Origin of the sequence: Chitinophaga sp. (genome assembly GCF_036569185.1) — a bacterium.
Taxonomy (GTDB): domain Bacteria; phylum Bacteroidota; class Bacteroidia; order Chitinophagales; family Chitinophagaceae; genus Chitinophaga.
Genome location: NZ_DATCRD010000277.1, coordinates 1 through 12,800, shown reverse-complemented (window position 1 = coordinate 12,800; position 12,800 = coordinate 1). Strand labels below are relative to the sequence as shown.

Genomic DNA, 12,800 nt, shown 5'->3' with positions numbered 1-12,800 from the left:
GTTAACGTTAGTTTTATACCCGCTCCCATACCTGGAAAGCGAACGAATACTGATTTTTTTCATCTGCCTCATGGCGTTCATCGGTTACCAGTTCAAACTCGGCTCCATCCAGCTGGGGGAAAAATGCATCCCCGTGCACAACGGCATACACCCGGGTAAGATAGATCCGTTCTACTAACGGCCACGCCTGTTCGAAAATCTGGGAGCCGCCGGTAATGAACAGTTCATCGCCGCCAAACGACTTTGCTTTTTCAATGCCCTCTTCCACAGAACCTACTACATATGCGCCTTCCGGCTGAAAGTCGCTCTGCCGGGTAATCACAATGTTAGGCCGGCCTGGCAGCGGTTTTCCCAGCGATTCAAATGTTTTGCGTCCCATTACAATGGGTTTGCCCAGGGTAGTGGATTTAAAATATTTAAGATCCGTGGGCAAACGCCAGGGCAGCATATTATTGATACCGATTACGTTATTTTCCGAAGCGGCTACGATAATGGATATACGCATAAGCGGGAATTATATGGCTACCGGTGCTTTGATGGCCGGATGAAACTGGTAGTTTTCCAGTTTAAAATCTTCATACTTAAAAGAGAAAATATCTTTGACCTCCGGGTTGATCTTCATTACCGGCAAAGGAAATGGTTCGCGGGTCAGTTGCAGGTTGGCCTGTTCCATATGGTTGCTGTACAGGTGCACATCCCCGAAAGTATGGATAAAGTCGCCGGCTTCCAGGTCGCATACCTGCGCCATCATCATGGTGAGCAATGCGTAGGAAGCGATATTAAAGGGCACGCCCAGGAATACATCGGCGCTGCGCTGGTACAGCTGGCAGCTGAGTTTACCACGGGTTTCGCCTTTTGCCGGATCGGCAGGAGTTACATAAAACTGGAACAGGCAGTGACAGGGGCTGAGCGCCATTTCGGACAGTTCGCCCACATTCCAGGCATTCACAATAATACGGCGGGAGTCAGGATTGTTCCGGATGGTGTTCACTGCTTCCGTGATCTGGTCTATCACCTTACCACTGCGGGTTTCCCAGCTGCGCCATTGTTTACCATATACCGGTCCGAGGTCACCGTTTTCATTCGCCCACTCATCCCAGATGCTTACGCCATGCTCTTTCAGCCATCCTATGTTGGTATCTCCCTTTAAAAACCAGAGCAATTCGTATATGATCGATTTGAGATGCAGCTTTTTAGTAGTCACCACGGGAAAACCTTCCTGCAGGTTGAATCTCATCTGGTAGCCAAAACAGCTGGTAGTGCCGGTGCCGGTGCGGTCTGTTTTTACAGCGCCGTTCCGGATAATATGTTGTAATAAAGATAGATACTGCTCCATAAGGCCGCAATTTACGAAGTTTTCCAGTTGAAAAATATAACATAATTCAGCCAAAGAAAAAAAGCGGAAGTACACTCAAATTTTCGTAATCTGCTGTAATATTCGCTTACAACAAGATCGGCTTAATGAGAACCTTCTGCCCATCAGAGATGATGATGAAAAACCTGTAGTAACCCTTGTGGCAGAGGATCACAACAAAGTTAGTTTTATTAACAACCAAAATCTGGATCCGTAAACCAAAAACAATCAGCAACATGATATAGTAACCTCGTTTTAATCATCATTCATTATCTAAACTATCACAAGCTATGCTTCTACCAAAATCCAGCTTGCTGGTACTGCTATGCCTATGCAGTACCCTTGCATTATTTGCGCAGCAAAACATCACCGGAAAAATCAGGGATGCCGTGAGCGGCAAGCCCATTCCCGGCGTTACAGTACGCGTTCCCAACACCAACAAGGGAACTATTACTGATGCCGATGGCAATTACACACTTTCTGTTGCCGCAGGCACTACGAGCCTCACGGTGAGCTATACCGGCTACAAAACAAGAACCGTTAACCTCACGCCGGGCAATAATGTGATCAACCTGAGCCTGGAAGAGGATTTCGCCCGACTGGATGAAATTGTGGTAACCGGCCTGGCCACCAATGTGAAACGAAGTAACCTCGCCAATGCCGTAGCTACCATTTCAGGTGCAGAATTAAACGGGGTGGCGCCTGCACAAACATTTGATGCTGCCCTCAGCGGTAAGGTGCCCGGCGCTATGATAACGGCCAACTCCGGCGCTCCCGGTGGTGGTATTTCCGTAAAAATGCGCGGTATCACTTCCGTATTCGGCAACTCGCAGCCATTGTATGTAGTAGATGGTATTTTCTTCAATAACAGCAGTATTCCTGCCGGGCTGAACGATGTAACCGGCGCTGCCACTTCCGGCAGTCCCAATAACCAGGACAATCCATCCAGCCGCATTGCAGACCTCAACCCGGAAGACATTGAAAACATTGAGATCCTGAAAGGCGCTTCCGCCGCCGCTATGTATGGCGCCAAAGCCGCTGCCGGCGTGGTGATCATCACTACTAAAAAAGGTAAGTCGGGCAAAACAAAGATCTCCCTCAACCAGGAAACCGGCTTCGTGAAAGTACGGCACCTGATGGGTGTACGTACCTTTACTCCTGAAACAGCCGCCGATCTTGCGGGTACCGCCGATAACCCCGACCCGGTTGTGCAGGCCAAGCGGGCCGCTTACAAGGCACAGTTCACCGAAGCCAAAAACGCCGGAAAGATCTTTGACTATGAAAAAGAGATCTTCGGGCAAACAGGGCTGGTGCTGAACACCGGCATCTCCCTCAGTGGCGGCGGCGAAAAAACCACCTTCTATCTTTCCGGCAACCGGCGCCAGGAAAACGGTATTGTAAAAGGTACCGGTTACTTTAACAATTCCATCCGGCTGAATGTAGACCATAAGGTGAGCGATCGTATAACCGTTGGCGTTACTACCAATTATATCAACTCATCCGCCGACAGGGGCCTCACAAACAACGATAACAACGGCGTTTCCCTGGGTGTGGCGCTGTCGTCCACACCGGATTTTGTAAACCTGTTCCCTAATTCGCTGGGAGAATATCCACGCAATACCTTCGCCAGTTCCAACCCGCTGGAAACACGCGATAATATGATCAACAATGAGCAAACCAACCGCTTTGTAGGCGGAGGTAATATTGAGATCCGCCTGCAACAGAGCGACCGCTCCACTACCCGGCTGGTAGGACGCGGCGGTGTTGATTACTTTAATTTTAAAACAGCCGCCTTATTTCCCCGCAACCTCCAGTTTGAAGAGAACGGGTTGCAGGGCCACTCTATCCAGGGTAACACCAATAACACCAATACCAATATCGGCGGGTTTATAGTAAACACATTTACCCCCAACAATAACCTCAGTTTAACCAGTACTGCAGGCGCCACCCTGGAAACCGGTTACCTGGATAATATTCTTACCGTTGCCACCAACCTGGTATCCGGCCAGAGCAACCTGGATGCCAGCGCCAACACTACTACCCGGCAATTCCGCCAGAAGTACCGCGACAATGGTATTTTCATACAGGAAGACCTTTCACTGATCGATGCCATTACCCTCAGCGCAGGCGTGCGCTTCGACCGGTCTACCAACAACGGCGAATACCAGAAATATTATGTTTTCCCCAAAGGTTCCATTTCCTGGAACATTGCCAAAATGGATTTCTGGAAAGTAGCCGGTGTGGATAACCTCAAACTGAGGGCCGCTTATGGTCAATCGGGCAACGTGCCTCCCTATGGCAGTAAATTTACCCAGCTGCTGGGAAGCAATATCGGCGGGTTCCCGGGCGTACTGGTGGAAAACCTGCAGGGTAACCCCGACATCAAACCGGAACGGCAGACCGAATTTGAAACCGGACTGGATGTAAGTGTGCTCAATGGACGCATCAACCTGGAAGCCACTTACTACAACAAGAAAATTTATGACGTGCTGCTTCGTCACTCGCTGCCGGCATCTTCCGGTTATGCCACTGAATGGAAAAACAGCGGCGACCTGAGGAACCAGGGGATAGAACTGGGCTTAAACCTGGTACCGGTAAACCAACCCAATGTACGCTGGAACAGCAGCATCAACTGGTGGCGTAACCGGTCTAAAGTCACCAAGCTGATCATTCCTCCATATGCCATTGGCGCCTTTGGTAATTCACTCGGTACTTTTTACCTGGAAGAAGGACAACCCGCCACGCAGATCAAAGGCACTGTGGGCGATGATCTGAAGCTGATCGGTAATGCGGAACCGGACTTCCAGATGAGCTTCTTCAATGAGCTTACCGTGTTCAAAAACTTCTCCCTGCGTTTCCTTATCCACTGGAAAAAAGGTGGCGACAATATTAACCTTACACAGCTGCTCACCGATCTTGGCGCTACTTCCTTCGACTTTGACGATGAGATGAAAGGCACAAAGGCAGGGCTTTACCGCCCTGGCGCCGGCGACGCTTCCATTTATGTGCAGGACGCTTCGTATGTACGTATCCGTGAGATAGGCATCTATTACAATATCCCGGTAAAAAATACATCAGTGCTGAAAGGGATCCGTGTTGGCGTATCTGCCAATAATTTCTTTACCTGGACAAAATACGTGGGTTATGATCCGGAAGTATCCAACTTCGGAAGTAACACCATTACTACCGCCCAAACCCGCGGCAGTAACGGTTTATCAACAGGGGTAGATGTTATGCCTTTCCCCGCATCCAAAAGGGCCAGCTTTCACGTTGGCGTCGATTTCTGATCATTTTCCATCTGCTTAAAACAATACATATGAAAAAGTATCTTTCAATAATAGCGATCGCTCTTTTACTGCTGGTGATCAACGCCTGCCAGAAAGGAGAAATCAATAGCCTGAATACGCCTGTGGTAACGGGCATCACTACAGACCCTTCCAAAAGCGACCTGTTTAACCTGGTGACCGGCGCCGAATCCGGTATGCGTAACAGTCTTTCTGCCTACCTGGATGGCACCGGTATTATAGGCCGTGAAATTTACCGTTTCTCCGGTGCAGAGCCCAGGTATACCACCGACCTGCTGGGTGGCGGTACCAAAGTGCTGGATAATAATACGTTTTACATTACCAACCCCTGGTCGGCAAGGTACCAGGTAGCAAGACAGTGTTTTATTTTGCTTGACGCCATTGGCAATACCCGTACGGAAGTAGCGTCAGACGTGCAAAAGAAGGCATTTACAGGGTTTGCCAAAACGCTGATAGGCTACCAGTTGCTGCTGAACCTGAATATGACAAATACCAATGGAGTGCGCATTCCTGTAGCCAACGGCGCCACGCTTGGTCCGGTCATCACCAATACTGCCCAGGTGCTGGATTCTATACTGAAATTCCTGAACGACGGGAAAGCTGATCTTACCGGATCGGAAGTTATTTTTCCTTTGTCAGACGGCTTCCTGGGATTTAAAACTGCTGCCGGCCTTCTTAAATTTAACCGGGCCATTGCAGCCAGGGTGTATACTTACCGGCAACAATGGGCCAACGCGCTGTCGGCGCTCAACGAATCGTTCTTTGATCTGAACGGATCGCTGAACAACGGGATTTATCATTATTTTTCCACGAATGGAGGCGACCTTGCCAATACCATGTACCTGCCGCCCAACGGCAACGGGGAAATAAGGGTATCGCATCCTTCCTTTGCTACGAATATTAAACCAGGCGACGACCGTATCAACAAAACTGCCTTACGGAATGATCCGGCCAGCCAGGGCGGGTTAACCGGCAACCGGGATGTAATTGTGTGGAGCTCATTGAATGCGCCCATCAGCATTATCAGGAATGAAGAACTCATACTGATATATGCAGAAGCGAAAATACAGACCAATGCAATCCCTGATGCCCTGGTAGCGCTTAACCGCATACGTACCGCACATAACCTTGCTCCTTATATCGGTCCCCCAGACCAGGATGCGCTCATCAATGAACTGTTGTATAACAGGCGTTATTCACTTTTTATGGAAGGCCATCGCTGGGTGGATTTAAGACGGTATAACCGGTTGAATACGTTGCCGAAAGACAGGGTAGATGATGATGTATGGACGCAGTATCCGCTGCCGCAAAGTGAAAGCAATCAATAACGGGAAATAAATATTAACGCTTCTTTTTAACTGGTGTTCCGGTTAAAAAGAAGCGTTAATATTTTTCATCACAGGTGATATGCCTTTATGCCATTGCTCTTCTTTTCATTTCTTTCCTGATCAGTGCCAGTTCACGGCCCATTTGCCCTGCGATGGAAGTGTTTTCCTGCGCTCTCCTGATCAGGTAGGGCATTACATCTTTTACCGGGCCATATGGCAGGTACTTACTTACGTTGTAACCGGCATGCGCCAGGTTAAAAGTGATATTATCGCTCATACCCAGCAGTTGTGAAAAACTTACATGCGGATGATTATGTGGCAGTCCTTTTTCGTGGAGTAATTTTGCGGCAAACATGCAACTGTTTTCGTTATGTGTGCCAATGAAAACAGCGAGTTTATCGAGACGGTCGATACAGAATTTTACTGCAGCGTCATAGTCTTTATCCGTAGCGGCCTTACTGGGCTGGATGGGTGTAGGATAATTATTTTCCGCTGCGCGTTTGTTCTCTTTTTCCATGTAAGCGCCCCTTACCAGTTTAGCGCCCAGCAGGTAGCCTTCCTTTACCGCTTTTTCCAGGGATACCTGCAGGAAAGGATAACGGTCATGACAGTACATCTGGAAGGTATTATATACAATTACTTTTCCTTTGTTGAATAAAGACATCATCTCGTCTGTGAGGGCATCTACCGGGTCCTGGATCCAGGATTCCTCTGCATCTACGAGGATGGCTACATCGTGACGGGCGCCTGCTTCTGCAATGGCGTGTACGCGGTTACGCACGCGGGTATATTCCTGTTGTTCTTCCGCTGTTAAAGTTTCCTTGCGGTGTACTTTTTCCAGCAGCCCGAACCGGGCGAAGCCGGTAATTTTTATAGCGATAAAGGGAATATCAGGGCGGGAGGCGGCATACTGGATAGCGCGGATGAATTCAGGAACAGCGGCATCGTAGCTTTCTTCTCCTTCCATTGCTTCCACTCCGTAATCCAATGCTACTCCCACATGGTAATTCCCCAGTTGCAGTGCGGTAGCTGCCGCTTCCTCCAGGGTTTCACCGCCGCAGAACTGTGAAAAGATGGTGCTTTTAATAATGCCTTTAATGGGCAGGCCCAGTTTAAAAGCGAGTGGCGTCATCACTGCACCCAGTTTTACCAACCAGGGTTTCCCGATATTACTAAAGAGGAAGTTGGCTTTTTTCAGTGCTTTGTCGGTCTTTGCCTCAAATGCGATAGCGGTATTATCAAACGATAAAGGTAGCTGCTTTTCCATGGGCCGCAAAGTTAGGGTGCGCCCGGCTTCTAAACAAAAATCATTATAATATCAGCATATCTTTTTAACAGGGTTAACAGATATTGTCTATTGCTTCTCAGAAATTGTTTAAGCATAGCTGTTTACCGCTGTTTATTTTATTACTTTTAGGTCTTTTTAGATACATACAAAATTCCCGGAATATGCGATTTAAACCTGATACTATTTCCCGCTGTTTTCCCGGCCGTTATGCGCTGGCATTGTTACTGTGGGGCGGAATAGTGATCACCGGCTGCCACACCGGCACGAAGGCGCCGGAAAATACACCTGTAAACCTGAAAACTCCGGGTATCGAATACCAGACCTACAAAGGCATTACCGGCCGGCGTACCTCCGTTATGCTGCCAGACAGTTCCCAGGTAATACTTAACTCCGCCTCCGTACTGGAAGTGCCGGCCAATTACCTGCAGGGCAACCGTGCAGTGATCCTGGATGGCGATGCGTTCTTTACCGTTGTTCCATCTACCGATACATTCACTGTTACCAGCGATAAACTAAGAGCTACCGTGTTAGGCACCGCCTTTAAAATGCGTTCCTTTGCCAGTCAGCATGGCGCCACGGTATACCTGCTCAAAGGAAAGATCCGCGTAGGAAAATCCTACCACTCCCCTACCGATAATCAACCGGAAATACTGGAACGCGGGCAGATGATCCTGGCTAACAACGAAATTGACCTGATGGAAAAGGAAACCTATCACCCGCAGGAACTGGAAACATGGTTATCCGATACTTTACGGATCAGCAATGCCAATCCTATGGCTTTATCGCGTACACTGGAAGAATGGTTTGGCGTAGAAGTGGAAATAAAGGGAGATGCGTCCAAAGCGGGCATTTCAGATGGTGCTTTTTTTCATGCTACACTGGAAGAGGTGCTGAACAACCTGGGTAAGGTACAGCATTTTAAGTATAAGATCAGTGATAATAAAGTAGTGATCACGTTTTAGTATAACCGTAACCGTTAGTAATGCGGGCGGGTTTTGTCTGACTCTGGATGATGATGATTTCGCGGATTACTTTGATTTTATTTTTAAGGGAATTATCTGATGGAGGATATTTTTCGCGGCTTTTATTTTTTGATGTAACGGGTCAGGAATTGATTTTCCTCTCAAAGGAAAAGATGCCGGCATCTGCATCTTTCTTTCCCTGTATAAAGTTGGTAATGATATTGGCGGCCACCTGGCTGAAAGTGATGCCGTTGCCTCCAAATCCAAGTGCAAAAAAAGTATGCGGCATAGGGGCGAAAGGCCCGATAAAGGGCAGTCCATCGGCGGTAGCGCCAAAGGTGCCGGTCCATTTAAATTCCGGGTGAAAACGCAGGCCGGGAAATCTTTTACGGAAATCTTTTTCCAGCTGTTTTGCTTTACGGTGAATCAGCTTATCGCGGCGACCGGGATTATAATAAGGCTCATCCCTTCCTCCCACCAGTATGCGGTGATCGCTGGTGGTGCGCATATAGAGATATGGGAATTTTGTTTCCCAGATGAGACAATCCTGGTACCATTGCTCCACTGCATGATTGGGCTCACTTGCCACCACGTAGGTGGAGGTTAGCTTCAACAAAGGAATGTTGATGTATTGCAACGCTTCGTACCCCGTGGCAATTACCAGGTAGCGTGCAGAGATACGGCGTCCCTGCGAGGTTTTAAGCACTATACTGCGGGGGTGGAAATCAATATCCGTAATGGCAGTACGGTCAAACACCTGCGCGCCATGTTGGAGATTATGCTGATGCAGCGCATGGGTGAGCATATACGCATCTGTTTGTGCTGCAGTATGGGAATAGATGGCTGCCGGTGCATGGAAGCCCATTGTTGCTTTTACGGTGGCGGCATCCCACCATTCCATTTTAAGTCCCAGCTCCCGGCGGGCTTCCATTTCTTTCAACAGTTTTTTTTCATCTTTCCTGTAAGATGCCAGGTACAGGCTGTGCTTTCTTTCAAAATGCGGGAAACGCAGGGTTTTGCAGATGCTTTCCAACTCGCTGATGGAGGCAGCGCACAACTCATATGCCCTGTTGGCATTGTTATTACCCGCTTTAGTACGCAACTCCGACAAGGGCGTATCAATTTCATATTGCAGCAGGGAGGTACTGGCGGCGGTGCTGCCCAGGCCAATAGTGCGTGCATCGGCCACCACGCAGGGAATGCCGGCTTTTGTTAATGCGTAGGCGGTTAATGCGCCTGAGATCCCGCCGCCTATCACGGCCACGTGCGTACGAATATCCTGTTCCAGCCATGGATAATTATATGGCAGGCCATTACGGATAAGTGAGTAAGGATAACCTGACTGAAGATCCATATTACCGGATTTACAAAAGCCGCACCAAAGAAATTCGTATCTTCTGTCTGCAAAATAAACTGTCATGAAAACACTAACTTTCCTTACCGGTTGTTTATTGATGGCTGTGAGCGCTTTCTCCCAAACTGCTCCCTGCTGTCATACAGACGCCATCACTGAATTTGCCGCACTGGCCAGTCATGAAGAATTCCGCATGGCCCATAAGGATCCGCTGCCATACACCTACCGGGGCACTACCGGTGCAGCGATCACTTTTCCCACTACAGACGGAACACCTGCACATGGCTTCCTGTTCAAAGCCAAAACAACTTCCAACAAATACCTGCTGGTATACCAGGAGTGGTATGGGCTGAACGACTATATAAAAAAACAGTCGGAGCAGTTGTATAACGACCTGGGAGGACAGGTAAACGTACTGGCGGTGGATATGTATGACCAGAAAGTAGCCACCAACCGGGAAGATGCAGCAAAACTGATGCAGGGCGCCTCCAGGGAAAGATTGCAGGCCATCATGCAGGGCGCTATCAACTATGCCGGAAAAACGGCTGAAATAGCCTCTATAGGCTGGTGTTTCGGCGGTGGGCTGTCCCTGCAGTCGGGTTTACTGGAAGGGGCTCAGAATAAGGGTGTAGTAATGTATTACGGCATGCCCGAAAAGGATGTCAGCAAACTGAAAACTTTACAGGGACCGGTACTGGGCCTTTTTGCCAATAAAGACCAGGGTATTAACCCGCAGGTGGTAGATGAGTTTGAGAAGAACATGCAGGCGGCAGGTAAAACGCTGACGGTTAAACGTTATGATGCGGCTCACGGCTTTGCCAATCCAAGTAACCCTATTTTCGACAGCGCGGCTACTACGGACGCTTACGGACATGTGCTGCCATTCCTGAAAAAAGCATTTTCCCTGTAAAAAAAGCGGAGGGTAACTCCCTCCGCTTCGTTATTTATTTGCCGCCCAGTCTTACCAGCAGTTCTTTTGTTTTCCTGATACCCTCTTCTTCAGATAACTTCTCCCCTTCATATTCAATTCCCATAAAACCATTAAAGCCGGCATCCTTTACTGTTTTGAGGATGCGTACATAGTCGATGGTAGTTTCGTTGCCGTTGGCATCGAAGTCATAAGTTTTTGCGCTTACGCCTTTAGCAAAAGGCATCAGTTCTGCCACTCCTTTATAACGGTCATATTCTTCCAGGCAGGTAGTTTTTGCCCATGCTTCCGGTGTATTGGCTTCCGGCTTGCTCCTTTTGATGCAGAAGTTGCCCAGATCCGGCAGGGTGCCACAATTGGGCATATTCACAGTTTTCATTACGCCGCTCAGCCATTCCCCGTTGGAAGACATACCGCCGTGGTTCTCCACGATCACATTGATGCCATGTTCCTTACCAAAGGTGGCCAGTTTAGTAAGACCGTCGGCAGCCGCCTTGGCTACTTCTTCCGGAGCGCCTTCTCCTGCTGCATTCACACGGATTGCATGACAGCCAAGGAATTTAGCCGCTTCCACCCATTTGTAATGATTTTCCACCGCCTGCATTCTTTTCTTCACATCCAGGTCGCCCATTTCTCCTTCACCATCACACATAATAAGCACGCTGCGAACGCCCAGGTCATCAGCGCGTTTTTTCATTTCTGTAAGATAGGCCTGGTCCTTTGCTTTGTCTTTAAAGAACTGGTTCACGTATTCAATGCCTTCAATACCGAATTCGTTCTTTGCACGGGAAGCGAAATCAAGATGGTTCATTTTACCCGCAAACAACGCTTTATGGAATGACCATTCCGCTAACGAAATTTTAAAGAAAAGCTCATGTGCAGTAGCTTCTCCGGGTTTGTCTGCCGCAGCGCTGTCACTTTCAGTTTTAGTGGATTTGCCGTTATTGCAGGCTGCCAGGATAGCTGGCAGCATTCCCATTCCCATTGTGTACACTCCCATTTGGCGCAGGAACTGCCGGCGGTTATTAACGTTACTCATATACGTGGGTTTTAAAATTCACTCTTCGAAAATATTCATTTACAAGTGGGAAAGCAAGTTTATACGCATAAAATTTTAAGGGAGATAAAAAAAGATAGTGAGTGTTTTAAAGAGATCTTTGGAAGATACCATCCGTAGCGCTGTATATCTATTCAAAAGGGATCTGCGGGAGAAGCCCGTAACGGTTTGCCGCTGCTGCGGCAGCAGCCTGTAGGGCCTTGTTATAGGCATCGGGTACCTGGCTGTTACGGGCAAAGAGAAGGCGGTATTGTTCCACATACTGCGGATAATACTGTTGCACCGCCTGCATTACCAGTTGTTTGCTGTCCGCCGCTTCTTCCCCCCATAAGGTAATGGACGCAGGAAAAACATAACGTGCGCCATGCTCATGAAAAGCAGCGTATAGCCGTGACAGTTGTTCAGGCCTGTCGCTGATAAACGGGAGAAGGGGCATTAAACTCACACCTGTCATAAAGCCTGCATCTGCACAGGATTTTATGGCCTGCAGCCGTTGCGCCGGGTCAGGGGCGCCGGGCTCAAACTGCCTGGCCACTACCGGATCGATGGTACTGAAGGAGAAAGTGATCATGGCCTTATGCCTGTATGAAGCCATATCAGGTGGCAGCAGGGCCTGTTCATTGATTTGCCGGAGCAGGTCGAGGTCGCGCAACACCAGTGGCGATCGGGTAATAATATGCACGGGGAAGCGATATTCCAGCAGCAGTTCCAGGATGCCGCGGGTGAGCATTTCCTTTTCTTCCAGCGGAAGATAAGCATCCGTTGCAGAAGAAAGCACCACGAACCCCTGTTGCTGTTTACGCGCCCTGGCAGCAAGCTGCTGGCGGAGAATAGCCAAAGCATTTTGTTTCACCGACAGCTTTTCTGCCATGTTGATGCCGTATTTACTACCGCGGATATAACAGTACAAACAGTTGAAAGCACAGCCACTGAACGGATTGATGGTATAATCATCCAGGAACCAGGGATCCCGTTGCTTTGTTTTATTCAGTAATGATGTAACCGTTATATACCTGGGCATATGCAAAGTTATATGCCCGAAGGTCAGGATTTTATGCTTATGTTATGTCAGTTGCCAGTACAGTGAGGATTTCCTGTACCACTGCTTCGTGCCGCATGATACGGAAATGGCCGTCGCCCGTAATACGGAGCGATTGTATGGCCGGGTACTGCTGCAGGTAATCATCTATTTCCGTGGCTTTGGCCAGTGTATCCGTGGTATCG

The 12,800-nt window shown here is 48.6% G+C and carries 10 protein-coding genes; 4 read left to right on the top strand and 6 right to left on the bottom strand.

Annotated features, from left to right (window positions below):
- Positions 1-13 precede the first annotated feature (13 nt).
- Together VIM72_RS21290 and VIM72_RS21285 are read right to left on the bottom strand one after the other, a co-directional pair.
- Positions 14-505 (bottom strand): dihydrofolate reductase, encoded by a 492-nt coding sequence (locus tag VIM72_RS21290; protein ID WP_332004844.1) that lies wholly within the window; start codon positions 503-505, stop codon positions 14-16.
- Positions 506-514: 9 nt separating this feature from the next.
- The gene (locus VIM72_RS21285) at positions 515-1,336 is read right to left on the bottom strand and encodes a thymidylate synthase (RefSeq protein WP_332004843.1); all 822 of its coding nucleotides are present in this window, start codon (positions 1,334-1,336) and stop codon (positions 515-517) included.
- A 308-nt stretch (positions 1,337-1,644) separates the two neighbouring features.
- Here VIM72_RS21285 and VIM72_RS21280 point away from each other — a divergent pair, with 308 nt between their 5' ends.
- Both VIM72_RS21280 and VIM72_RS21275 read left to right on the top strand, forming a co-directional pair.
- Positions 1,645-4,641 (top strand): SusC/RagA family TonB-linked outer membrane protein, encoded by a 2,997-nt coding sequence (locus VIM72_RS21280; RefSeq protein ID WP_332004842.1) that lies wholly within the window; start codon positions 1,645-1,647, stop codon positions 4,639-4,641.
- A gap of 29 nt (positions 4,642-4,670) precedes the next feature.
- Complete coding sequence (locus tag VIM72_RS21275) at positions 4,671-5,987, top strand: RagB/SusD family nutrient uptake outer membrane protein (RefSeq protein WP_332004841.1); 1,317 nt, start codon at positions 4,671-4,673, stop codon at positions 5,985-5,987.
- A gap of 85 nt (positions 5,988-6,072) precedes the next feature.
- Here the strand turns inward: VIM72_RS21275 and VIM72_RS21270 are convergent, their stop codons facing one another.
- Entirely contained in the window at positions 6,073-7,254 is a 1,182-nt protein-coding gene (locus tag VIM72_RS21270) for a proline dehydrogenase family protein (protein WP_332004840.1), read from the bottom strand.
- A gap of 182 nt (positions 7,255-7,436) precedes the next feature.
- Between VIM72_RS21270 and VIM72_RS21265 the strand changes: the two genes are divergently transcribed.
- Complete coding sequence (locus VIM72_RS21265; RefSeq protein WP_332004839.1) at positions 7,437-8,237, top strand: FecR family protein; 801 nt, start codon at positions 7,437-7,439, stop codon at positions 8,235-8,237.
- A 142-nt stretch (positions 8,238-8,379) separates the two neighbouring features.
- Here the strand turns inward: VIM72_RS21265 and VIM72_RS21260 are convergent, their stop codons facing one another.
- A complete protein-coding gene (locus VIM72_RS21260) occupies positions 8,380-9,591 on the bottom strand; it encodes an FAD-dependent oxidoreductase (protein WP_332004838.1) in 1,212 nt (403 codons plus the stop codon).
- A 64-nt stretch (positions 9,592-9,655) separates the two neighbouring features.
- Between VIM72_RS21260 and VIM72_RS21255 the strand changes: the two genes are divergently transcribed.
- A complete protein-coding gene (locus tag VIM72_RS21255) occupies positions 9,656-10,501 on the top strand; it encodes a dienelactone hydrolase family protein (RefSeq protein WP_332004837.1) in 846 nt (281 codons plus the stop codon).
- Positions 10,502-10,535: 34 nt separating this feature from the next.
- On the opposite strand, the gene VIM72_RS21250 is transcribed toward VIM72_RS21255, so the two are convergent.
- Both VIM72_RS21250 and VIM72_RS21245 read right to left on the bottom strand, forming a co-directional pair.
- On the bottom strand, positions 10,536-11,558 hold the full coding sequence (locus VIM72_RS21250) for a sugar phosphate isomerase/epimerase family protein (RefSeq protein WP_332004836.1): 1,023 nt from the start codon (positions 11,556-11,558) through the stop codon (positions 10,536-10,538).
- Between the two features lie 148 nt (positions 11,559-11,706).
- The gene (locus VIM72_RS21245; protein ID WP_332004835.1) at positions 11,707-12,597 is read right to left on the bottom strand and encodes an SPL family radical SAM protein; all 891 of its coding nucleotides are present in this window, start codon (positions 12,595-12,597) and stop codon (positions 11,707-11,709) included.
- Between the last annotated feature and the right edge of the window lie 203 nt (positions 12,598-12,800).